Annotated in this window: 24 protein-coding genes and 1 tRNA gene; 6 read left to right on the top strand and 19 right to left on the bottom strand. The window is 73.4% G+C overall.

Annotation, left to right across the window (positions count from 1 at the left end):
• Positions 1 to 6: 6 nt before the first annotated feature.
• The 6 genes from ACQP03_RS16990 to ACQP03_RS16965 form a co-directional block, all read right to left on the bottom strand.
• The gene (locus ACQP03_RS16990) at positions 7 to 339 is read right to left on the bottom strand and encodes a small basic family protein (RefSeq protein ID WP_355051040.1); all 333 of its coding nucleotides are present in this window, start codon (positions 337 to 339) and stop codon (positions 7 to 9) included.
• On the bottom strand, positions 336 to 1,274 hold the full coding sequence (locus ACQP03_RS16985; RefSeq protein WP_357118774.1) for a DUF881 domain-containing protein: 939 nt from the start codon (positions 1,272 to 1,274) through the stop codon (positions 336 to 338). The genes ACQP03_RS16990 and ACQP03_RS16985 overlap by 4 nt, the downstream gene beginning before the upstream one ends.
• Positions 1,271 to 1,903 carry a CDP-alcohol phosphatidyltransferase family protein gene (locus tag ACQP03_RS16980; RefSeq protein ID WP_357118777.1) on the bottom strand — a complete coding sequence of 211 codons (633 nt, stop codon included), beginning with the start codon at positions 1,901 to 1,903 and terminating at the stop codon, positions 1,271 to 1,273. Before ACQP03_RS16980 ends, ACQP03_RS16985 begins: the two co-directional genes overlap by 4 nt.
• Positions 1,904 to 2,184: 281 nt before the next feature.
• The gene (locus ACQP03_RS16975) at positions 2,185 to 2,652 is read right to left on the bottom strand and encodes a MarR family winged helix-turn-helix transcriptional regulator (RefSeq protein WP_357119458.1); all 468 of its coding nucleotides are present in this window, start codon (positions 2,650 to 2,652) and stop codon (positions 2,185 to 2,187) included.
• A gap of 56 nt (positions 2,653 to 2,708) precedes the next feature.
• Positions 2,709 to 3,887 (bottom strand): PP2C family protein-serine/threonine phosphatase, encoded by a 1,179-nt coding sequence (locus ACQP03_RS16970; protein ID WP_357118780.1) that lies wholly within the window; start codon positions 3,885 to 3,887, stop codon positions 2,709 to 2,711.
• A gap of 74 nt (positions 3,888 to 3,961) precedes the next feature.
• Positions 3,962 to 4,708 carry an SAM-dependent methyltransferase gene (locus tag ACQP03_RS16965; RefSeq protein ID WP_357118783.1) on the bottom strand — a complete coding sequence of 249 codons (747 nt, stop codon included), beginning with the start codon at positions 4,706 to 4,708 and terminating at the stop codon, positions 3,962 to 3,964.
• A gap of 112 nt (positions 4,709 to 4,820) precedes the next feature.
• Between ACQP03_RS16965 and ACQP03_RS16960 the strand changes: the two genes are divergently transcribed.
• From ACQP03_RS16960 to ACQP03_RS16950, 3 genes are all read left to right on the top strand, one after another.
• Positions 4,821 to 5,702 (top strand): universal stress protein, encoded by an 882-nt coding sequence (locus ACQP03_RS16960; RefSeq protein WP_357118786.1) that lies wholly within the window; start codon positions 4,821 to 4,823, stop codon positions 5,700 to 5,702.
• A 72-nt stretch (positions 5,703 to 5,774) separates the two neighbouring features.
• Positions 5,775 to 5,987: a phosphatidylethanolamine-binding protein gene (locus tag ACQP03_RS16955; protein ID WP_088948250.1), complete on the top strand. Its 213-nt coding sequence runs from the start codon at positions 5,775 to 5,777 to the stop codon at positions 5,985 to 5,987.
• The gene (locus ACQP03_RS16950; RefSeq protein WP_357118790.1) at positions 5,984 to 6,460 is read left to right on the top strand and encodes a hypothetical protein; all 477 of its coding nucleotides are present in this window, start codon (positions 5,984 to 5,986) and stop codon (positions 6,458 to 6,460) included. Before ACQP03_RS16955 ends, ACQP03_RS16950 begins: the two co-directional genes overlap by 4 nt.
• Here the strand turns inward: ACQP03_RS16950 and ACQP03_RS16945 are convergent.
• Positions 6,457 to 6,663, bottom strand: coding sequence for a hypothetical protein (locus tag ACQP03_RS16945; RefSeq protein ID WP_363660364.1), 207 nt, complete (start codon positions 6,661 to 6,663; stop codon positions 6,457 to 6,459). The two genes, ACQP03_RS16950 and ACQP03_RS16945, sit on opposite strands and share 4 nt — an antisense overlap.
• A gap of 133 nt (positions 6,664 to 6,796) precedes the next feature.
• Here ACQP03_RS16945 and ACQP03_RS16940 point away from each other — a divergent pair, with 133 nt between their 5' ends.
• Positions 6,797 to 7,447 (top strand): hypothetical protein, encoded by a 651-nt coding sequence (locus ACQP03_RS16940; RefSeq protein WP_357118794.1) that lies wholly within the window; start codon positions 6,797 to 6,799, stop codon positions 7,445 to 7,447.
• Between the two features lie 5 nt (positions 7,448 to 7,452).
• Here ACQP03_RS16940 and ACQP03_RS16935 read toward each other — a convergent pair whose 3' ends face one another.
• The 12 genes from ACQP03_RS16935 to ACQP03_RS16880 form a co-directional block, all read right to left on the bottom strand.
• Positions 7,453 to 7,638 carry a hypothetical protein gene (locus tag ACQP03_RS16935; RefSeq protein WP_355244916.1) on the bottom strand — a complete coding sequence of 62 codons (186 nt, stop codon included), beginning with the start codon at positions 7,636 to 7,638 and terminating at the stop codon, positions 7,453 to 7,455.
• Positions 7,639 to 7,710: 72 nt separating this feature from the next.
• Positions 7,711 to 8,988, bottom strand: a complete 1,278-nt coding sequence (locus ACQP03_RS16930; protein WP_357394931.1) for a hemolysin family protein — start codon at positions 8,986 to 8,988, stop codon at positions 7,711 to 7,713.
• Positions 8,989 to 9,051: 63 nt separating this feature from the next.
• On the bottom strand, positions 9,052 to 9,249 hold the full coding sequence (locus ACQP03_RS16925; RefSeq protein ID WP_145781709.1) for a hypothetical protein: 198 nt from the start codon (positions 9,247 to 9,249) through the stop codon (positions 9,052 to 9,054).
• A 39-nt stretch (positions 9,250 to 9,288) separates the two neighbouring features.
• Complete coding sequence (locus ACQP03_RS16920) at positions 9,289 to 10,032, bottom strand: hypothetical protein (RefSeq protein WP_357170187.1); 744 nt, start codon at positions 10,030 to 10,032, stop codon at positions 9,289 to 9,291.
• A gap of 59 nt (positions 10,033 to 10,091) precedes the next feature.
• Positions 10,092 to 11,846: a selenocysteine-specific translation elongation factor gene (gene selB / locus ACQP03_RS16915; RefSeq protein WP_357170190.1), complete on the bottom strand. Its 1,755-nt coding sequence runs from the start codon at positions 11,844 to 11,846 to the stop codon at positions 10,092 to 10,094.
• 2 nt (positions 11,847 to 11,848) lie between these two features.
• Positions 11,849 to 13,153 (bottom strand): L-seryl-tRNA(Sec) selenium transferase, encoded by a 1,305-nt coding sequence (selA, locus tag ACQP03_RS16910; RefSeq protein ID WP_433461089.1) that lies wholly within the window; start codon positions 13,151 to 13,153, stop codon positions 11,849 to 11,851.
• Between the two features lie 20 nt (positions 13,154 to 13,173).
• A tRNA-Sec gene (locus tag ACQP03_RS16905) sits at positions 13,174 to 13,269 on the bottom strand.
• Positions 13,270 to 13,303: 34 nt separating this feature from the next.
• Positions 13,304 to 14,260 (bottom strand): NrfD/PsrC family molybdoenzyme membrane anchor subunit, encoded by a 957-nt coding sequence (gene nrfD / locus ACQP03_RS16900; RefSeq protein WP_433461172.1) that lies wholly within the window; start codon positions 14,258 to 14,260, stop codon positions 13,304 to 13,306.
• A 230-nt stretch (positions 14,261 to 14,490) separates the two neighbouring features.
• Entirely contained in the window at positions 14,491 to 15,573 is a 1,083-nt protein-coding gene (locus tag ACQP03_RS16895; RefSeq protein WP_433461171.1) for a 4Fe-4S dicluster domain-containing protein, read from the bottom strand.
• Positions 15,566 to 18,838: a formate dehydrogenase gene (gene fdh, locus ACQP03_RS16890; RefSeq protein ID WP_396833398.1), complete on the bottom strand. Its 3,273-nt coding sequence runs from the start codon at positions 18,836 to 18,838 to the stop codon at positions 15,566 to 15,568. Before fdh ends, ACQP03_RS16895 begins: the two co-directional genes overlap by 8 nt.
• A 64-nt stretch (positions 18,839 to 18,902) precedes the next feature.
• Positions 18,903 to 19,349 (bottom strand): DUF6069 family protein, encoded by a 447-nt coding sequence (locus ACQP03_RS16885; protein WP_357399200.1) that lies wholly within the window; start codon positions 19,347 to 19,349, stop codon positions 18,903 to 18,905.
• A complete protein-coding gene (locus ACQP03_RS16880) occupies positions 19,346 to 20,338 on the bottom strand; it encodes an RNA polymerase subunit sigma-70 (protein ID WP_357119463.1) in 993 nt (330 codons plus the stop codon). The genes ACQP03_RS16885 and ACQP03_RS16880 overlap by 4 nt, the downstream gene beginning before the upstream one ends.
• A gap of 134 nt (positions 20,339 to 20,472) precedes the next feature.
• Here ACQP03_RS16880 and ACQP03_RS16875 point away from each other — a divergent pair, with 134 nt between their 5' ends.
• Both ACQP03_RS16875 and ACQP03_RS16870 read left to right on the top strand, forming a co-directional pair.
• Positions 20,473 to 20,814 carry a hypothetical protein gene (locus tag ACQP03_RS16875; protein WP_357118817.1) on the top strand — a complete coding sequence of 114 codons (342 nt, stop codon included), beginning with the start codon at positions 20,473 to 20,475 and terminating at the stop codon, positions 20,812 to 20,814.
• Positions 20,811 to 21,470: a nucleotidyl transferase AbiEii/AbiGii toxin family protein gene (locus ACQP03_RS16870; RefSeq protein ID WP_357118819.1), complete on the top strand. Its 660-nt coding sequence runs from the start codon at positions 20,811 to 20,813 to the stop codon at positions 21,468 to 21,470. Before ACQP03_RS16875 ends, ACQP03_RS16870 begins: the two co-directional genes overlap by 4 nt.
• Positions 21,471 to 21,577: the final 107 nt, after the last annotated feature.

The following is a 21,577-nucleotide window of genomic DNA, read 5'->3' as shown; positions in this document are numbered from 1 at the left end:
TCAAACCTACGCCCGGAACAGGTGCCGACGGATCGCCGCCACATTTCCGAAGATCCGCACACCCAGCACGACCACCACACCGGTGGACAACTGCCCACCCACGCCCAACTGGTCACCCAGATACACGATCAGGCCCGCCACCAGCACGTTCGAGATGAACGACACCACGAACTGCTTGTCGTCGAAGATGCGGTCCAACTTCGCCCGCACCCCACCGAACACCGCGTCCAACGCGGCCACCACCGCGATCGGCAGGTACGGCTGCAACGCCGACGGCACCGTGGGATCAAGCCACACCCCGAGCACCACACCGGCGAGCAACGCCAGCACCGCGATCATCCGCCACCTCCGGAAGGACTAGCGGTCCCCGGCGAACCCGACGACCCAGGACTGCCAGACCGGCCACCCGACCCCGAAGGGCTCGGACTGACCGACGGCTTGGCGTAGCGTAGCTGCGGCTCCGGCGCCGCCGGCAGGGTGAGGTCCTCCGCCTCCCGCACACCGAACGACAACCCGGTCTTCTGCGCGACCTCCCGCATCAGCGCCGCGTTCCGACTGTCCTCGAACTTGCGCCGCATCGACCCCGGACCCGTCGCCGACACCTCGTACGGCCCCGTCACCGGCCGGAAATCCACCAGGATCGCCTCACCCGCCGAACGGATCGTCGACGTCGACGTCAACCGCTGGCCGTTGATCGCGATCGCCTCCGCGCCGGCACTCCACAACGCGTTCGCCACACCCTGCAGGTCGCTGTACAGCACCCGCGGCGGCCCCGCGCCCGCACCGGTCACCGCATCCGCGTTCCCCGGAGCGTCCGCCAGGCGCACCACCACACCGTCACCCCGCACCCGACCCAGCCCGGTGCTCGCCTCCAGGTCCCGCAGACGCGCCGCGGCCGAACCGCTCAACGCCGCGTCCCGCTGCCGGCTGACCTCCTCACGCAGCTGGTCCGCCCGCGCCGACAACCGGTCGGTCTGACTCTCCCGCTCCTTGATCTGCGCCACCAGCCCCGAGCGCGCCTGGGCGCGCCCCGGCTCGTCCGCCATCGTCTGGCGGTACGCCACCGCGAACAGGAAACCCAGCACCACCACCACGACCAGGCCGACCGACCGCGCCGCCCAGCCCCGGGGCGCGTCCGGAGACGACCCCCGCCGGCGCGCGGCGGCCGCGTCCGCGTACCCCGGGTCCAGCGGGTTACGGAACAACTCGGTGAGGAAGTCCGGCGCGTACACCCGATCCGGGCGGGGCCGCGGCGTCGGCGGCGTCGCGCTCACGCGGCCGCGTCCCGGCCACGCGCCCCGCGCACCAACCGCGACGCCTGCACCACGTACATCGCGCCGGCCACCCAGTAGAGCACCAGCCCCCACCAGGCCAATCCCCAGCCGATCGCGGCCGTGGCCGTCGCCGCCGCGCTCCACTCGGTGGCCAGCAGCAGCACCGGGAACGCCGCGAGCAGCAGGAACGTGGCGGTCTTGCCCACGTAGTGCACCGGCGGCGGCCCGTACCCGAAGCGGCGCAGCACCGCCAGCGAACCGAGCAGCAGCAGCTCCCGGGCCAGCAGCGCCGCCGTGAACTGCCACGGCACCACCCCCCGGGCGGTGAAGGCCAGCAACGTGGCGAGGATGTAGAGCCGGTCGGCGAGCGGGTCGAGCAGCTCACCGAGCCGGCTCACCTGCCGCAGTCGGCGGGCGATCCAACCGTCGACCCAGTCGGTGGTGCCGCCGATGGCCAGCACCACCACCGCCGCGACGTCCGCCCGGGAGACCAGGAAGAGATAGAGGAACAGGGGTACGCCCAGCAGCCGCCCGAAGCTGATCAGGTTGGGCAGGGTGAGCACCTGGTCGCCGGGCGTCTGCTCGCCGGTGTCCCGCGGGTGCTCTGCCTGAGCCGGCCGACGCGACACCGAACCTCCTTCACGGCACGCCCCGACGCCGGGCCGAGATCGGGCGCGGCGGAGGTCGTACGCGCTGTCGGGCCGGCAACCACCGGCTCCCCTGCGGCCCCGGGACGGGACCTCTGCCCTGATACGGCCCGCGATCACCGAGATCGCGGGCCGGTTAAGTGCGCTGCCACTATATCGGGCTCTCGTCGACGGCCCGGCCGCCGTGCGCTGTCGGCGCGGTGGTGTGGCGGTGTGGTGTGGATCACCACCGCCAGAGCGTCCTAGGATACTAGTGGAACGTGTCAGGCCGTCTGGACCGCTGCCTGGTCGGCCTGCTGCTCCGGCACCGTCTGCGTCGCCGCGCGGCCGAACGCCAACAGGGACGCCAACAGGTCGTGCTGCGTCCGGGGCGGCATCCTGTCCAGCACGGCCTGCACCGCGCGCTGGCGCCGCTCCGCCAACTCCCGCAACAGCGTCAACGCGGCGGCGGTGGGCACCAACCGCACCTCCCGCCGGTCCCGCGGATCCGCCACGCGACGCAGCAGGCCGGTCGCCTCCAACCGGTCGCACAGTCGGCTGGCCGAGGAGGGCACCACGTCCAGCAGCTCCGCCAGCCCGTTGACATTGGTCTCCGGACGGCCACTGATCAGCATCAGCACCCGCAACTGCGTGGGGGGCACCTGATGCCGTGACGCCGCCGAGTCGAGCACGGCGATCAGCGTCTCTGCGGCCGCGTTGATCGCCGCGGCGAGATCCGCCGGTCGCTCCACCCGATGTCCCCTGCCGTCGTCGCGCTGGTGCCCGCCCGGGACGGTGGCGGCGACTCTCATCCGCCATCCCGCCCACGCGGACCATGCCAGTCGAGGCAGACGACGACGGCGTCGTCGCGCAAATCGGAATCCGCGTGGTAGGCGTGTAGTTCGCGCATCACCGTACCAACCGCCTCGGTCGCCGGCTGCAACCGAGTGGCGCGCAGCGAACGAGCCAACATCCGCTGCCCGTACGGCTCCCGCCCCGCCGGCTCGGCCGCCCACACCCCGTCGCTGACCACGAAGACCCGGTCACCCGGCGCGAGCTGGAACTCCTGCACCTCGTAGCGGGTCTCGGCGAACATGCCCAGCGGCAACTGCTGATCCAGCGTCATCGGCTCGACGGTCGCGCCGCGCATCCGCAGCAGGTGCGGCGAACCGGCGTCGACCGCCCGTACCCGCCCGGTGGCGATGTCCAGCTCCAGCAGCAACGTGGCCACGTGTCGACGGCCCCGGTGCTGGTAGTAGACCGTGTCCGAGGCCAACTCCGCCTGCTCCACGAGGCCGCCGTCGGAGCGGCGGGCGTTGCGCATGGCGTTGACGGTCACCGCCGTCAGCAGCGACGCGGCCAGGCCGTTGCCCTCGCCGTTGAGCACCGTCAACGTCAGCCGTTCCCCGTCCAACGACCAGTCAAAGTGGTCTCCACCGACTGTGTACGCCGGTTCCAACTGCCCGGCCAGGTGGAAGCAGCGGTGTGCCACGCTGCGCCCGGGTAGCAGGTCCCACTGCATCTCGGCGGCCATGCTGAGCCGCTCCCGACGACGGGCCCGGCGGTACCGGTCGGTCTCCCGGTCCGCGGCCCGCATCGCCACCGCCAGGTCACCGGCGATGTCGGTGGCACGGCCGGTGACCGCCGGGCCGGGCACGGTCGGCAGCTCGATGAGCAGCACGCCGAGGCGCTCCCCCCACACCGTCAGGGGCAGGTAGAGCCGGCAGGCCCCGTCCTCGAGACCGTCGCGCACCGGCTGCTGGCTGGAGAAGCAGCGCTGCGCCACGGTGTGCCGGGCCAGGGCTCCGGCCGCCGGCAGGTCCGGGTCCAGCACGGGCCAGAGCCCGCTGATCCGGTAGTCGGCGACGAACACGTCGGTGCGCACCGCGCCCAACGCCGCCCGGATCGCCCGGTCCGCCGCCTCCGCCAACTGGTCGGGCGCGGCTTCGCGTAGCGCGCGCGACACCCCGTCCGGCGCGTCCACCATGCTTGGTCGTCCCTCCAAAAACTTGCTACAGGGCAAGCATCATACGGAGACCCCGGACAACCCGTCGTCGCGGGTCAGTCGGCGCCGCGCGTCGCCAGGACACCGTGGAAGGCGTCCGGCACGTCGACCGGCACGCCGGCGGGCCGCCAGCGGTTGACCGGGACGATTCCGTCCGACGTCGGCGTCCACCGGCCCAGCAGCGGCGCGAACGCCGCCGCGGGTCGCATCCGGAACGCCGGCCCCATCATCGCCAACGCCTGCGGGTGGGCGGCCAGCTCCTCGGTGTCGAAGTCCACGGCCAGCAGGCTGCCCGGCGCCGCCGCCGCGTACAACTCGTCGAGGGTGCGCCTCAGCGTGTCGTCGTCGAGGAACGCGGCGAGCCCGAGGAAGACCAGCCCCACCGGCCGTCGCCCCCACCCGGGTACGAAGCGGTGCAGTTGGGCCGGGTCGATGGTACCGATGTCGGTGGCGTCGCCGTAGCCGTAGCCCGCCCGGTCGCTGCCGGCGAGGATCCGCTGACCCAGCCGGATGGTCACCGGATCGACGTCGGTGTAGAGCACGCTGGCCTCGGGAGCGACCTCGTGCACGTTGCCCATCGTGGGCACCCCCGCCCCGAAGACCAGGAACCCGTCCACGCCCTGCTCGACGATCGCCCGGACCGCCCGGCCGAGAAACGCCCGCAGCTCCGCGAAGACCGGCGCGCACGGCCCGTACGCCTGCTCGAAAGCGGTCGCGGCGGCCACGTCGACGCCGAAGTGGTGCTCCCCACCGAGCCAGTAGTCGATCATGCGAGCGGTGCTCGGCTCGTCCGGTTCACCCATCGACGGCGCTCCTCCCCTCGGGTCGTCGCCAGCGTACCGACCGGTGCCCGAGCGGCGGTATCGCTCCGCCGCGCCGCCACGCCCGCGATACTGGCCCGGCGGGGGGTGGGCGGTGAACGCGGCGAACAGCGCGGCGGTGGTGGTCGGCGTGGACGGCTCGCAGCCGTCCCTGCGCGCCGTGCGCCTGGCCGCCGCCGAGGCGGTCCGCCGGCACCGGCCGCTGCGGGTGGTGCACGGTTTCATCTGGCCGCTGCTACGAGTACCCGTGGCACCTCCGTCCGGCGCGCCGCCGGGCGTCGGACTGCGCGAGCGGGCACAGGAGCTGGTCGCCGCCGCCGTGGCCGAGGCCGAGGCGACCACACCCGGGCTGACGGTCTCCGGGGAGATCATCGACGGCGAGGCCGCCGCGGTGCTGGTGGGCGAGTCCCCGACCGCCGCGCTCATCGTGCTCGGCGACCGGGGACTGGGCGGCTTCTCCGGGCTCGTCGTCGGCTCGGTAGCGGTGCAGGTCAGCGCGTACGCCGACTGCCCGGTGCTGGTCGCCCGCGGCGAGCAACGCCCCGACGGCCCGGTGGTGGTGGGGCTGGACGGCTCACCGGCGTCGCTGCTCGCCGCCGACGTCGCCGCCGAGGCCGCGGTGGCGCGCGGCGTGCCGCTGCGCGCGGTGCACGCCTACCGGCACCCCGGCAGCAGCGGTCCCGGCGACCTGCAACCCCTGGTGTACGACGAGGCGCGGTTGCACGACGAACAGGAGCGGCTGCTCGGCGGCTGGCTGCACGGGCTGACCGACCGCCATCCGGGGTTGCGCCTGACGTGCCGGGCGACCCGGGAACGCGCCAGCGCCGTGCTCGCCGAGGCGTCCGCTGACGCGCAACTGCTGGTCGTCGGGGGGCAGGGGCGCGGCGAGGTGACCGGGTTGCTGCTGGGGTCGGTGAGCCAGTCGGCGCTGCACCACGCGCGTTGCCCGGTCGAGGTGGTGCGCGGTCCCCGCTGACGCCCCGGGGTTGGTCCGCCGCCCAACGGGTAGACGGCCGCGGTACGCCAACGGCGACGAAGGAGGCAGCAGATGCCAGGACCACGGCCGGGCAGCAACGCGTACGACAAGCAGCGGGCGCGCCTGCGCAACGCGATCGACGACTCCGGACGTCGGGTACCCGACGGCAAGGCCAACCAGGTCGCCAACCGGATCCTGCAGGAGGATCGCGGCCAACGGGGCGTCGTGCGCGGTGAGCGCACGTACGGTCCCAAGAGCGAACGCGAACCGGGCGACCCGAAGTGAGGGGCGTCGACCTGGCCGACGGCGCGATCGCCGGCGCGGTCGGCAGCACCGCGCTGAACGTGGTCGGCTACCTCGACATCGCGCTGCGGGCGCGGCCGGCGAGCAGCACGCCGGAGCAGACCGTCGACAAGCTGGCCCACCTCGCGCACGTGGACCTGGGACCGGAGCCCCGGGCGGCCACCCGCCGCTCGGGGCTCGGCCCTCTGATCGGTTACGGGCTGGGCATCGCCGCCGGCATGGCCTTCGCGCTCTACGCCGGGGGCCGACGGCAGCCGTTGCCGATGGCCACCGGCGTGCTCGGCGCCGGCGTCATGGCGATGACCGACGGGTCCATCACGGCGCTGGGCATCAGCGATCCCCGTACCTGGCGGCGCTCGGACTGGATCTCCGACATCATCCCGCACCTGGCGTACGGGCTGACGGCCGCCGCCACCTGGAACAGGCTGCGACGGCCGTCAGGTCACGGTCGTTAGGCGCGGGTGTCGCTGTCGTCCTCGGCGACCGGCTCACCCGCCGGGCCGTACGGCGACACCTGCCCCTTGGGCACCGGCCGGCCGGCGTCCCCCCGCGACGAGCCACGGTTGAGCGGATGACCCGACGGTCCGGGCCCCTTGCTGTCCTGGCTGGTCGCTCCCTTGGCGTTACGCCGGAACTCCTCCTGCTGCGGGTTCACCACGAGCGTCTCCCTCCCGGTACGGCAGGCGGCATCGACCGCCTCCACCGGCCGCATACCCGTGGGATCCGGCCACATTCCGGTCCTGGCTGGCGTCGGGAGGGCTAGCCGGGCGTGCGGCGGGTACCCCCGTGGGGTGGGTGACGATCGAGCGGTGGTGCGGGTCCTGCTGGACCGGCGTGGCGACACGTACGCCGAGGAGGCCGGCATCCGGCTGGCCGACCGTCCCGGCCCGCTGTACCAGCTGCTGGTGCTGGCCACCCTGTTGAGCACCCGGATCCGGGCCTGCGTCGCGGTGGACGCGGCGCGGGAGCTGTTCGCGGCCGGCTACCGCACACCGCAGGCGATGGAGGCGGCGAGCTGGCAGCAGCGGGTCGACGCGTTGGGGCGTGGTCACTACCGCCGCTACGACGAACGCACCGCCACCATGCTGGGCACCGGGGCCCGGCTGTGTCTGGACCGGTGGCACGGCGACCTGCGTCGGCTGCACCGCGATGCCCAGGGTGACCCGGCGGGGCTGCGTCGACGGCTCACCGAGTTCCCCGGCATCGGACCCACCGGCGCGGACATCTACCTGCGCGAGGCGCAGACGGTCTGGTCCGACGTGCGCCCGTACGCCGACCGGCGGGCCCTCGCCGGCGCGAAGCGGTTGGGCCTGCCGGGCTCACCGGACCGGCTGGCCTCCCTGGTCGACGAACCGGAGTTCGGTCGGCTCGCCTCGGCGCTGGTACGGGTGGCGCTCGGCGAGGAGTCCGCCGGTGAGGTCGCCCGCGTCGCCGCCGGCTGAGCCGCTCACTTGACGGTCTTGTCCCCCGGTCGGGTCAGGTGCCACACCAGCAGCGCGGCGAGCAGCGCCAGGACGATGACGCCGCCGGAGATGCCCCGGCCCTCCTCGGGGCTGCGGCCGGTGCTGCCGAAATAGATCACCGCGAGGCCGGCGAGGACGGTGACGAACGTACGTAACCCTCGGTCCTTCACGTACCGCACCGTAGGCGGGCCACCTTCGCACCGTGACGATTCACGCGTTTTGTCCCTCTTTCGGGGGTGCGGTCACTGTTCGGCGACGAAGCCTCGCAGCCGTACCCGGCGCACCGCCCGGTCGGCGACCTCCACCACCTCGATGGTCAACCCGGGCAACCGCACCGTCTCACCGGGAGTCCCCGGCAGGTGCCGCAACCGGGACAGCACCAGCCCCGCCACCGTCGTGTACTCCCGGGACAGCGGGAAGCTCAGCCGCACCCCCACGTCGGGCAGATCGTGCAGGGGAAAGTCACCGGGCACCAGCAGCGACCCGTCCGACTCCCGGACCACACCGCGCACGTCGCGGTCGGTCTCGTCGTACAGCTCGCCGACGACCTCGGCCAGCAGATCCTCCAGCGTGACGATGCCGTCGATGCCACCGTGCTCGTCCACCACGAGGGCCATCTGCTGGTGTTCCTGGCGCAGGCAGCGCAGCGCGTCGGCGACCGCCACGGTGACCGGCAGCAGTAGCGGCGGCCGGGCCCGCTCCCCCACCGTGCCGGCCTCGGCCCGGACCAGGTCGCGGATGTGCACCACGCCGACCACCTCGTCGAGGCCGCCCGGGCCGGTGACCGGCGCACGGGACCGGCCGGCGACGCCGAGCAGACGAACCCCCTCGGCGGCGGGCAGGTCGGCCGGCAACGTGGTCACCTCCCGGCGGGCCACCAGGATCTCCCGCAGCGTCCGACCGGCGATGTCGAACGCGCCGGTCAGGATCTCCCGCTGCTGCGCCGACAGTCCCCGCTGGGTGGCCAGCATCTCCCGCAGCTCCTCCTCGGTCATCTCCTCACGGCTGGCCCGTGGGTTCCCGCCGGCGAGGCGGACCACCACGTCGGTCGTCGAGCTGAGCAGCCACACCGCCGGGCGGGACACCCGGGCGAGCAGGTCCAGGGGGCCGGCGCTGAGCAGCGCCCACCGCTCGGCGCGCTGCATCGCCAGCCGCTTCGGCGCCAACTCGCCGATCACCAGCGTCACGAAGGTCAGGGCCACCGTCACCAGCAGCACCGCGGCCGGACGAGCCACCGCGCCGAGGAAACCCAACGGGCCGACCAGTGGCTGGGCGAGGGACACGGCGGCCGCCGCCGAGGCGAGGAACCCGGCCAGGGTGATGCCGAGCTGGATGGTGGCCAGATAGCGGTTCGGGTCCCGGGACAGCCGGACCAGCCGCTCGCCGGCCCGGCTGCGCCGACCCAACCGTCGCAACTGCCCCTCGCGCAGCGTCACCAGCGCCATCTCGCTGCCGGACAGCGCGGCGTTGACCAGCACCAGGACGGCGACCAGCGCCAACTGCCCGAGCTGACCGCCCACCACGCACCCCCGTCGACCGCCCTTCCGTCACTCAACCGCAGCGCGGCCGGCTCCCGCGTGCGTTTAGTCGACCTCCAGGTCGTCCAGCGAGATGGAGTGCGTCATCAACCACCGGGCCAGCGCCGTCATGCCGAACAGCCACAGCGGCACCGACTCGGTGGGCCCGTTCGTCGCGTAGATGGCGAACCGCAGGTCCGGGGCGCGGTACGCCTCGATCCGCCACTGGTGCTGCCGGTCCCGCCAGACCGCCGAAGGGTCCATGGCGTCACCGTAGGTGACCGCCGACGGTTTGGGGGCCGGTTAGCCCGGCACCACGGCGGCACCGAGCAGAGCCCGCGCGGCGGACACCAGCATGGCGATGCCGATCCCGGCGAGCAGCAGCCAACCGACGCCGCGCCACCCCGAGCCGCGAGCGGGCGGCGGCACCGGCGGCGGTCGCCAGATCTCCCGGTACGACCAGGCCAGCACGCCCACGCCGAACGGGAGGAGCCCGATCCACCACCAGAACCACCGGGTGCCGACCGCCGGTGGGGCCCCACCGACCAGCCGGACCAGCCACATCAGGGTCACCGCGCCAGCGAGCAGCCCGGCGGTGTCAGCGAGCCGGTGCGCGGCGACGCCGGAGGCCTGCCACGGGCGCGCCGACGCGGCCAGCCGCGCGTCCAACCCGTCGGGCCGCTCGGTCGCCTCCGGTACGAGGGACTGCGCCTGCGCGTTGGGCGGGTCGACAAAGGCGTACCGCACCCGACCGCTCGGCACGCTCCACGCGATCATCGCGCCCCGCATGTCGTACCGCAGGTGCGGCCGGCTGCCCCAGTACAGGTCGTCGTCGGCCCAGCCGGACGCCCGCTGGAAGGTCACCACACGGCCCGCCGCCAGATCCCGGTCGAGCTGGCCCGCCGTCGCCTCGCGCGGGGTCACCCACCACGCCAGCGCAGCCCACAGCACCCACAGCAGCGGCAATCCCCAGCGCATCGCGCCCGCGACGACACCACGCCACCGGTCACGTGACGACCGCGACGGGGACAGCAGCGGCTCGGCCACCTCTCCACCCTGACAGCCCACCGCAACCCCGGCCACCCCTGGTCATCGCGGAGACGCGCTCAGGTGACGACGACCCGCGCGTCGTCGGGCAGCCGACGGGTCGCGCCACGGCGGTCCAGCAGTTCCAGCAGCGGCACCGCCACCCGTCGGGTGGTGTCCAGCGCCTGCCGGGCCGCCGACAGGGTGAACGGCTGGGGCAGGCCGGCGAGGACGGTGACCGCCGCGTCGAGCGCGTCGGGCAGCAGCACCACGGTGTCGGCCAGCCTCAGCAGCGCGCCGGCGCGTACCGCCGCGCCGATCTCCCGAGGTCCCAGGCCCAGTTCGACGAGACGGTCCGCCTCCGGGGCGCGGAACGGCCGGTCGGCGTACTCGGCGCGCACCCGCCGCACGGCCCGCGCCACCGGCTCGGGCAGGGTGTCGACGGCGGCCGTGCCGATCCGGCCACCGTGCACCCGCAGCGGCGGACGCACCAGCGCCTCGACCAGCGCCCGGTCGGGCAGGGCGAGACGTTGCCGCAGCGCGTCCACCGGCATGCCCGCCTCCAACGGGTGCTCCCGGGCGTAGCGGGTGACCTCCTCGGTCACCTGGTCGCCGAGCTGCCGCCAGTGCCCCGGATCGGCCAGCCAGTCAGCGGCCACCGGCGTGGCCTCCACCGGCACACCCATGCGCCGCAGCGCGCCGACCCGGACCAGGCGACGGCGGCGCAGCTCGCCGGCCAGGTCGGGGCGACCGTCCAGCTCGGCGAGGACCGCCGCGCGGGCGACCGCCGCGCCCCGGCGGGACAGTGGCGGCGGCGCGACGTCGAGGACCCGTACCCCACCGGCAACCCGATGACGGCCGGGATCACGCAGCAGCGCCCGGTCGCCGACCAGCAACGGCAGCGGGCGGGCCAACCGCAGCCGGACGGTGTCCACGCCGAGCGGCCGCACCCGCGCCGGCACGGCCGCCGACCCCACGTGCAGGGTGAGGGTGGACGGCAGGTCGGCGGCGGGGTCACCGGTGAGCCGCACGTCGAGAAGGTCGGTGCGGTGGAACCGCCCCGGGGTGAGCAGCGCGTCGCCGCGGCCGAGCCGGTCGCGGGGCGTACCCCGCAGGTTGACCGCCACCCGGGACACGGCCGACGCCTCCGCTCGGGCCTCGCCCAGGCAGTGCAGGCCGCGGACCCGGACCGGCTCGTCGACGCCGGCCAGTTCCAGGGTGTCGCCGACCCGCAGCCGACCGGCGCCCAGCGTTCCGGTGACGACGGTGCCGCTGCCCCGCACGGTGAAGCTGCGGTCCACCCAGAGACGCACGGGCGCGTCCGCGACGGGGTCGGGCAGCCGCGCGACGAGCCGGTCCAGCGCGGCCCGCAACTGGGGCAGCCCGGCGCCGGTCAACCCGCTGACCGCCACCGTCTCCACCGCGCCGAGGCTGCTCGCCGCGATCTCGTCCCGGGCGCGCTCCGTCGCCGGCCCCGGGTCGGCGAGATCCGCGCGGGTCACCACCAGCAGGCCGCACCCGACGCCGAGCGCGTCGAGCGCGGCCAGGTGCTCGGCGGACTGCGGCATCCACCCCTCGTCGGCGGCGACCACGATCAGCGCGGCCGGCACCGGACCGACCCCCGCGAGCATGTTCGGCACGAACCGCTCGTGCCCGGGTACGTCGACGAAGGCGATCGTGCCGCCGGACGGCAACGTCGTCCAGGCGAACCCCAGGTCGATGGTCATGCCCCGGCGGCGTTCCTCGGCCCACCGGTCCGGTTCCATCCCCGTCAACGCCCGGACCAGGGTCGACTTGCCGTGGTCGACGTGCCCGGCGGTGGCGACGACGAACATGCTCAGTCGTCCCCGGGTACGCGCAGCACGGCGGCCAGGACCGTGTCGTCGGCGTCGACGGGCACGCACCGCAGGTCGAGCAGGAGTCGGCCCCGCACCACCCGACCCAGCACCGGCTGGTCTCCGGTGCGCAGCGGGACGGCGTACCGTTCGGGCAGGCTCAGCGCCCACGATTCCAGCTCGACGCCGGGAGCGCCGCCACCGCCGACGACGGCGACCGCCTCCACGACCTCCGCCTTGCGTCCGTCCGCGCCGAGCCGGTCGCGTAGCAGCTCCACCCGGCGACGTAGGACGGCCGGATCGGCGTGCAGCGCGGTCCGCGTCGGGGTGTCCGGCCGGTGCAGCGTGGCGGCCAACGCCGCCAGGGTGAGCTTGTCGACGCGCAGCGCGCGGGCCAGCGGGTGGCGGCGTAGGCGTTCGACGAGCGCGGCGTCGCCGAGCAGCAGGCCGGCCTGCGAGCCGCCGAGCAGTTTGTCGCCGCTCGCCGTGACCAGGGCCGCGCCGGCGCGCAGGGTGCTGGCCGCGTCCGGCTCGTCGGGCAGCAACGGATCCGGTGCGAGCAGCCCGGAGCCGATGTCGGCGACCACCGGCACGTCGAGGGTGGCCAGTTGGCGCACCGGCACGGCCGAGGTGAAGCCCGTGACCTGGAAGTTCGACGGGTGCACCTTCAGCACGAACCCGGTCTGCGGGCCGACGGCGGCGGCGTAGTCGTCGAGCGTCGTGCGGTTGGTGGTGCCCACCTCGCGCAGTCGCGCGCCGGTGCTTACCAGCAGGTCCGGTAGGCGGAAGCCGTCGCCGATCTCGACGAGTTCGCCGCGGCTGACCACAATCTCCCGGCCGGCGGCCAACACCGTGGCCGCCAGCACCAGCGCGGCAGCGCCGTTGTTGACCACGTGCACGGCGGCGGCGTCGGGCACGGCGGCGGCGAGCGCGTCGAGGGCGTCGCGGCCCCGACGGGCTCTGCGCCCGGTGTTCAGGTCCAGTTCGACGTCGGTGTGCCCGGCGGCCGCGACGACCGCCGCGACGGCGGCCGGCGACAGCGCCGCCCGGCCCAGGTTGGTGTGCAGCACGACACCGGTGGCGTTGAGCACCGCGCGGGGACCCGGCGCGGGCAGTCCGGCGACGGAGGCGTCCCGCACCTCCTCGGGGGCGATCTCACCACGGCGAGCCCGCGTCTGCGCCCGCACGACGGCGGCCTTGACCCGCTCGCGGCCGAGGGTCGCGATGGCCGCCGCCAGCTGCGGATCGGCGAGGAGGGTGTCGGTGCGGGGCACCCGACGTCGCGGGTCCTCGCTGCCGTCACGCATCACGTCACTCCTGCCGCCGTTGGCGGAGACGGACGGGAATCGAACCCGCCTGGCCCGGGTCCCGGACCACACCGGTTTTGAAGACCGGGAGGGGCACCAGCCGCCTGAACGCCTCCGTCGCACATTCGATCACAACGCCGGTGCGACCGCTCAGTCAGTCGTCGGATCCACCTCGGTCCGCCGGGCGTTCACCCGCTCGCGTTGCGGCACGACGGTGTAGCGGGGGTCGCGGGCGGACGCGACGCCGCCGTAGAAGATGCCGAACCGCGTGGCGACCGACGCGCCCAGCAGCGCGGCCCCGGACAACGCCCCGACGGCGCGACTACGCCGACCCAGCAGCGCCCCGGCCACCCCGGCGGTGGTCAGCAGCCGACCGGCGCGCAACAGCCGGCCCGGCCGACCCGACCGGTAGGGCTCGCTGAGCAGCCCGAGACGGGTCTCCACGCGGTGCGCGCCGTACAGCTCCAGGGCCGCCCCGGCCACCGCCATCCGGCGGGCCGGCCCGGCCTGCGACGGCGGCGCGGCGAGCAGACCGACGCCCGCGCCGCTGGCCAGCGCGCTGCCCGCGAAGATGACCGGCAACTCGGGGTACGCCTCATGCCACGACGGCACCGCCGTGTCGGCGAGCAGGACCCCGGTGTACGTCGCCAGGGCGGGCGCGGTGACGGCGGCGACCAGCCCGGCGGCGTGCCCGGCCGGCGGCAGAGCCCGACCGACCAACCCGAGCGGACCGTGCCGGGGCAGCCAGTCGGCGGTCTCGGCGATCGCCGCCAACCCGGCGGCCGGCCCGAACGCGCTGAGGATCCAGGTGCCTACCGACATGGGCGAGGTCAGCTTCGCCACCCGCAGCATGTGATGGAACCGCTCCGGCCGGCCCAGGTCCCGGATGAGGAAGACCGCGCTGGCGCTGACGGCGCCCAGCGCGGTGACCCGGCCGGCGCGGCGCAGCGCCGGGCGGCGGGTGAGTTGACCTCCGGCGGCCAGCAGCGACGAGCCGGCGGCCAGACCGCCGGTGAACAGGTACGCGGCGATGTCCCACTTCCACACCGGGGCCTTGAGGATGGGCCGGCCGTAGTAGGAGGTGAACTCGGCCTCGGGGACCCGCAGCTCCTCCCCGCCACCGCGACGACCGCGCCGGGAGCGCCGCGCGGCGTTCTCCCGGGGCTGCGCCGGCCGATCGTCGTGGGGTTGCGGCGTCCGATCCTCGTGGGCGCGGGCCGGCACGGCCACATCGGCGCCGTCGTCCGCCTGCCTCTGGCCCGGTAGGTCGAGGCTCGCGGCGGCCAGTCGGTCGCGGAACCGGCGGAACCGGTCGCCCACCGGCTGGCGCTCCGGGCTCACGAGGATCTCCCCACGAAGGCGGCTACGGTGGCCGCCGCCATGGCGAGCGCGGCGATGCCGGCGCGTTTCCACATGGCCGGTAGGTCCCGGGTCGTCACCACCGGGTCCGGCGGCAGCCCGTACACCTCCGGCTCGTCCAACAACAGGAAGAACGCCCCGTCACCACCCACACCATCGTCCGGGTCGTGCCCGTACAAGCGGGCCTCGGGAACACCCCGGCCGTGCAACGTCGCCACCCGCACCGCCGCCCGCTCCCGCAACTCCTCCAGTGGCCCGTACTGGATCGACTCCGTCGGACACGCCTGCGCACACGCCGGCGTCATCCCCACACCCAGACGGTCGTAACACAACGTGCACTTCCACGCCCGACCATCACCCTTACGCTGATCAATCACCCCGTACGGACACGCCGAAATGCAGTACCCACACCCATTACAGATGTCCTCCTGCACCACCACCGTCCCGAACTCCGTCCGGAACAACGACCCCGTCGGACACACATCCAAACAAGCCGCATGCGTGCAGTGCTTACACACATCCGACATCATCAACCACCGAAAATCACTCCGACCCTCCGCGCCAGAACCACGCCCCGGCGGCTGCGCCCCCGGCATACCCAGGAACTGTGGCTGCGCGCCGCCGTCGGCCGGGCCGGTGCCGGTCGCGCCGCCGTCGGCCATGCGCGCGGCGGCCGACGGCGACCCGGGCGGCAGACCCGGTTCGGTGCCGGTCGGCCCCGCCGTGCCGGCGGCGACCGCCGCCGAAGCCGCGCTGACCGTCGTACCGGTGGGCGTACCGGCGAACGCCGCGCTGCCATGTCCCGCCGGGCGCGGCTGCTCCACGAACGCCACGTGCCGCCACGAGTTCGCCGTCAACGCACCCGTGTTGTCGTACGACATCCCCAACAGATCCAGACCACTTCCCGGGACGTCGTTCCACTCCTTGCACGCCACCTCACACGCCTTACACCCGATACACACACTCGTATCGGTGAAGAACCCCATCCGCTGCGGCGCGTCCACATAACCCGCGTCCGGCGCCGGATCGAGCGGCCCGTAGAGGCTGTTCGGGTCAGGAATCACCGCTGCCCTTCCCGTCCTGGTCGATGGTGACGGCCGGCGCGTGCCCACCCGGGGTGATCCCGGCCCGCCGCTGGTAGTCGGCGACCAGGTCGAGCAGGGCAGCCCCGGTGGGCCGCCGGCCGGGCCGTACGTCGCAGGTACCGATCTTGCTCTCCTGGATGAGGACGTTGGGGTCGAGGGTGATGCCGAACAGGTCGTTGGCCGAGTCGCCGGTCACCAGACCCTCGAACCCGAAGTGGTACGGCAGCCACACCTGATGGATGACCCGACCGTCCACCCGCAACGGAGTGAGCCGGTCGGTGACCAGCACCTTCGCCTCGATCACCGCCCGACCGCTGACCAGGTGCGCCCACCCGAGGTGGGCCAACCCGGTCTCGGCGGCCAGCTCCGGCGACACCTCGACGAACATCTCCGGCTGCAACTCGGCGAGGGGTCGTACCGTCCGGCTCATCCCACCTGCGGTGTGGTGCTCGGTGAGCCGGCTGACCGTGAAGATGTACGGGAAAACCTGACTGTGCTCCTGCGGCGGGCTCGGGTTCACCGAGTTCACCGGGTGCGCGTACGACTTGCGGGTCGGGTTGGCCTGCTGGCGGTAGAGCGGGTTGCGCACCGGCGACTCGACCGGCTCGTAGTGGGTGGGCAGCGGCCCGTCCAGGACGCCGCTGGGCGCGTACAGCCAACCCTTGCCGTCGCCCTGCATCACGAACGGGTCGTCACCGGCGATCCCCTCCGGACCGGACGCGCCGGCCGGCGGCCGGTACGACGGCGGTTTGGTCTTCTCGAAGTCCGGCACGTCGTGGCCGGTCCACTCGGCCTTGTCCGGGTCCCACCAGATGTAACGCTTGCGCTCGCTCCACGGACGGCCGTCCGGGTCGGCGGAGGCGCGGTTGTAGAGGATGCGCCGGTTCGCCGGCCACGCCCAACCCCACTCGGCGGCCACCCAGTCCTGCTCGTGCCGGGACTTGCGGCGGGCGGCCTGGTTGACGCCGTCGGCGTACACGCCGGTGTAGATCCAGCAGCCGACGGCCGTGGAGCCGTCGTCGCGGGCCTCGGCGAAACTGGACAGCGGCTGGCCGGTCGTCACGTCGTACCCGTTGATCTCGCGCAGCACCGACTCGGCGCTGGGCTCCGCGTGCGGACCGTGGGTGGGGTAGTCCCAGGTGAGGTCGAGCAGCGCCCGGTCGCGCGGCAGCGACGAGCCGGCCAGCTTCTCCCGCAGTCGGCGGCCCAGGTGGTAGAAGAACCACAGCTCGGAGCGGGCGTCGCCCGGCGGCTCGACGGCCTTCTCCCGCCACTGCAACAGCCGCTGGGTCTGCGTGAACGTGCCCTCCTTCTCCACGTGCGACGCGGCGGGCAGGAAGAACACCTCGGTGCGGCACTCCTCGGGCACGATCTCGCCGGTGGCCACCTCGGGGCCGTTCTTCCAGAACGTCGCGCTCTCGATCATGAACAGGTCCCGCACGACCAGCCAGTCGAGGTTCGCCATGCCCAGGCGTTGCGCCCGGCCGTGCGCGGATCCGACGGCCGGGTTCTGGCCGAGCAGGAAGTACCCCTTGATCTTTCCATCGATCATGTTGAGGACCTGCTGGTAGGTGCCGTGGTCCCCGGTCAGCCGGGGCAGGAAGCCGTAGCCGAAGTCGTTCTCCGGCGTCGCGGCGTCCCCCCAGTACGCCTTGAGCAGGCTGGCCGCGTACGACCGCGCGTTGCCCCAGAAGCCCTTCTGCCCGGGGTGCCGGATGCTGTCCACCCACTCGTCAAAGGTGGGGTGATCGGCGTGGTGAGGCATGGGCAGGTAGCCGGGCAGCAGGTTGAACAGGGTCGGGATGTCGGTCGAGCCCTGGATGCTCGCGTGCCCGCGCAACGCCATGACCCCGCCACCCGGACGGCCCACGTTGCCCAGCAGGAGCTGGATGATCGCCCCGGCGCGGATGTACTGCACTCCGACGCTGTGCTGCGTCCAGCCCACCGAGTAGATGAGCATGCCGGTGCGTTCCCGGCCCGAGTTCTCCGTCCACGCCCGCGCCAGTTCCAGGAACTTGTCCTGCGGGATGCCGCAGACCCGCTCCACCATCTCCGGCGTGTAGCGGGCGTAGTGCCGCTTGAGGATCTGATAGACGCAGCGCGGGTGCTGCAACGTCTCGTCCCGCTGGGTCTGGCCGCCCACCGGCGCACCGTGCGACTCGTGCTCCAACCCGGCGGCGGTGTCCCGCTCCTTCGCGGTGTGTCCGCTGCCCGAGGAGTCCTCGTGCCCCTCGTACTGCCAGCTGTCCTGCACGTAACTGCCGGTCTCGGGATCGAAGCCGGAGAAGAACCCGTCGCCGTCCTCGGTGTCGCTGAACCGGTCGCTGACGATCGTCGCCGCGTTGGTGTAGGCGAGGACGTACTCGCGGAAGTCCAGCTCGTTGTCGAGGATGTACCGGATCACCCCACCCAACAACGCGATGTCGGTGCCCGCCCGGATCGGCAGGTACGCGTCCGCGACCGCGCTCGTGCGGGTGAACCGCGGGTCGACGTGGAACACCTTCGCGCCCCGACGCTTGGCCTCCATCACCCACTGGAACCCGACCGGATGCGCCTCGGCCATGTTGGAGCCCTGGATGACGATGACGTCAGCGTTGGCGATGTCCTGCTGGAAGTCCGTCGCACCGCCGCGACCGAAGCTGGCCCCCAGACCGGGGACGGTGGCGGAGTGTCAAATACGCGCCTGGTTCTCGATCTGCAACGCCCCCATCGCGGTGAACAACTTCTTGATGAGGTAGTTCTCCTCGTTGTCCAGCGTCGCCCCACCCAGGCTGGAGATCCCCAGCGTCCGGTTGAGCGGCCGGCCCTCGGCGTCGCGGTCCTCCCAGGTCTGGGCACGGGCCGCGAGGATCCGATCGGCGATCATGTCGACGGCCGTCTCGAGGTCGAGGTCTTCCCACTGGGTGGAGTACGGACGGCGGTAGCGGACCGTGGTCTGGCGCAGCGGACTCGTCACGAGGCTCTTGCTGGCCGCGCCCTTGGGACACAGGCGGCCCCGCGAGATCGGACTGTCCGGGTCACCCTCGATCTGCGTGACCTGCCCGTCGGCGACGAAGACCCGCTGACCGCACCCCACCGCGCAGTACGGACACACCGACCGCGCCACCGAATCGGCGGTCTCGGTACGCGCCGTCAGAGCGGCCGACCGCGCCGACTTCGCCGCGGCGCCCCGGCCCAACGGGTCCGTGCCGGTGAGCTGGCGATACACCGGCCAACCCTCGATGAACGTCCGTAGACCCATCCCCGACACCTCCTTGCCCGTGAGCGCGCGACCTCCCGAACATAGGTCAGATGAGGAGTCTTCGCTAATCGAGCGTCCGTCCGTCGCGGCGACGGTCCAGTCGGCCCAGGCGCCACGTCAGCGCCGGGACCATCACCGCCGCGGCGACGAGGTGCAGCACGACCAGCGCCACGACGGTCACCGGCGCTGCCCCGCAGAGAAACGGCGGGACCAGCGAGATCGCGGTCAGCACCACCGCCGTCCACAGGAACCGGTCGGCGGGACGCGCGCTGAACCGACCGAGTACGACGGCGAGAACGACGCCCACCGCCGAGAAGACACCCGTCACCACGGCGAACCCGGCCACCGGGATCACCTCGCCACCCTCGGGAATCTCGAAGTCGACCCCGGCGGCCCCGGCGAGCGCGGCGGCGAGAGTCGTCGTGGCCATCGCCGCCACGGTGGCGACCAGGCCGACACCGACGAGCCCGAGGAGCCGGTGGGTGCGGTAGGGCGTAGCCGAGACACTCACCGCGCACCACCTGCCGACAGACGCTCCGGCAGCCCCAGTCGCGGGAACTGGTCGGCGTGAAAGATGACGATCTCGGTGATCGCCCCGCCGGTGACGCGCAGGACGTCGATGGTCAACGGCAGGTACGCGCCCTCCGCCTCCCGCCAGTGGTAAAACGCGACCGCGGGCTGCCGGTTCACCGAGGTGGCGACGCCACGCAGACCCGTCATCCCGTCGAAACCGTCCCCGATCCAGTCGCTGAGCACCGCGTCCCGACCCACGTGCAGGCCCGGCGTGGGCGGCATCGAACAGCGCACGTCCTCGCGCAACATCGTGGTGAGCCGGCCGATGTCCGTGGCCACGCTCGCCTCGGTGAAGCGCCGCACCAGCTCGCGCGTCCCGGCGTCCTGGTCGCCACCGGTCCAGTCCTGCCGCTCGGCGGGCAGGTGCTCGCGCAAGCCCGCCCGCGCCCGCTGCAGGGCGCTGTTCACCGAGTTGACCGAATCCCCGAGCAGCTCGGCGACGTCCTTCGCGGGCCAGCCCAGCACGTCCCGCAGGATCAGCACGGCCCGGGGACGCGGCGCGAGGTGCTGGACCGCCACCACGTACGCCAACTCGATCGTCTCCCGCGCGACCGCGACCGCCTCCGGCTCATCCGCGTCGCCCGCCGGCAACTCGTCGAGCAGCCGATCCGGGTACGGCTGCAACCACCGCACCTCACCGCCCCGGGCCGGCTCCGGACGGCACCTGGCCAACAGGTCCAGGCAGGCGTTCGTGGCGATCCGGTACAGCCAGGCCCGCACCGTCGACCGCCCCTCGAACGTCTCCCGCCGCCGCCAGGCCCGCAGGAACGTCTCCTGCACGGTGTCCTCGGCGTCCTCGAACGACCCGAGCATCCGGTAACAGTGCACGTGCAACTCCCGCCGGTGCCGCTGCGCCAGCCCCGCGAAGGTGGTCTCGTCGGCCTCGGCCAGAGCGCCCGCGCCCTCGCTCCGCGCGTCCGTACCCATCACGTCTTGCTCCCGTCTCGTCGTGTGCCGTCACACCTATGACGGGTGCGGGCACGAGAACTCATCACCCGCGCCGACCGCGCGTCCCGACGTACCGTGGCGACACCCGCACCGACGGGCGTTACCCTGACACCATGCAGGCCGTCTCGCCCCCCGCGACCGGCGTGGCCTTCCTGGCCCGCCCGGGTCGTCCGGCCGTCGTGGCGCGCACGCTCACCGAGCTGGCCGGCCCCACCCGGGGCGTCGTCGAACTGCCGGTGCGGTTGATGTGGAACGCCGAGCGCACCTTCGACCTCGGCGACCCCGACCAGCTCCTCTGGATGTACGAGAACGTACTGCGCGAGACCGCCAGCACCGACGACCTGCGCACCCTCATCAACGGGCGCACGCTGCGGCGGGTGTGGCGGCTGCTCAACCTCCCCCGGGGCGTCCGCCAGGCCTGGGAGAGCCGGCACCGCGGCCTGCGCGCGGCGTGATCGCACCGCACCTGCACGACTTCTACCGGGAAGTGGCCCGGGTGGCGCTGACCGCCGCCCGGCCGTACCGATTCGTGCTCGGCGGCGGGGTGGCGTGGGCCGCGCACGGCCTGGTGGCCCGGCCCACCGAGGACGTGGACCTCTTCGCCGACGTGGAGGGCGCCGCCGCCGCGGCCTCCGCCGGGGTACGCGCCGCGCTGGAACGCGCCGGGTTCACCGTGACCGACGCCGACCCGGACAGCGAACTCGCCGACCTGTTCGACGGGTACGGCCGCGACATGAAGGACTTCGTGGTGAGCCGCGACGCACGGCAGATCCGGCTCAGCCTGGCCCGACTCGATCGACAGCAGAGCCCGGTGGTGATGGACCTCGGCCCGGTCATGGACGTCCGCGACCTGGTCGCCAACAAGATCGCGGCACTGGTCAACCGGCGGGAGGTCCGCGACTTCATCGACGTCGCGGCGGCGCTCGAGCACTACGACGTGACGCAACTGCTGGTGCTGGCCCGGCAGGTCGACCCCGCGCTCGACCCGGACGACGTCCGCGCCGCCGGGCGCTACCTCGACCGGCTGTCCGACACCCGTTTCGGCCGCTACGGCCTGAACCCGGACGACGTCGCGCGGGTACGCCGACGCTTCACCGCCTGGCCCCGCTGACGCCGGCTGGCCACCCCGTGCCGTGCTGCGGAAACCGGGGCTGACGTGGCGGGAGTGACAGGGGCTCGTTATGGTGCGCGAGGCGCTCACGAGGCGCGTCAACCCCC

Source organism: Micromonospora sp. CA-248212 (assembly GCF_050948405.1).
Lineage (GTDB): Bacteria > Actinomycetota > Actinomycetes > Mycobacteriales > Micromonosporaceae > Micromonospora.
This window is presented reverse-complemented; position numbering and strand designations above follow the sequence as displayed.

Coding starts and splice junctions, on each gene's coding strand:
- ACQP03_RS16955 (WP_088948250.1), top strand. CDS start 5,775: ATGCCAGGACCACGGCCGGGCAGCAACGCGTACGACAAGCAGCGGGCG.
- ACQP03_RS16970 (WP_357118780.1), bottom strand. CDS start 3,887: ATGGTGGACGCGCCGGACGGGGTGTCGCGCGCGCTACGCGAAGCCGCG.
- ACQP03_RS16990 (WP_355051040.1), bottom strand. CDS start 339: ATGATCGCGGTGCTGGCGTTGCTCGCCGGTGTGGTGCTCGGGGTGTGG.
- ACQP03_RS16880 (WP_357119463.1), bottom strand. CDS start 20,338: ATGGGTACGGACGCGCGGAGCGAGGGCGCGGGCGCTCTGGCCGAGGCC.
- ACQP03_RS16965 (WP_357118783.1), bottom strand. CDS start 4,708: ATGGGTGAACCGGACGAGCCGAGCACCGCTCGCATGATCGACTACTGG.
- ACQP03_RS16925 (WP_145781709.1), bottom strand. CDS start 9,249: ATGGACCCTTCGGCGGTCTGGCGGGACCGGCAGCACCAGTGGCGGATC.
- ACQP03_RS16875 (WP_357118817.1), top strand. CDS start 20,473: ATGCAGGCCGTCTCGCCCCCCGCGACCGGCGTGGCCTTCCTGGCCCGC.
- selA (WP_433461089.1), bottom strand. CDS start 13,153: ATGCGTGACGGCAGCGAGGACCCGCGACGTCGGGTGCCCCGCACCGAC.
- selB (WP_357170190.1), bottom strand. CDS start 11,846: ATGTTCGTCGTCGCCACCGCCGGGCACGTCGACCACGGCAAGTCGACC.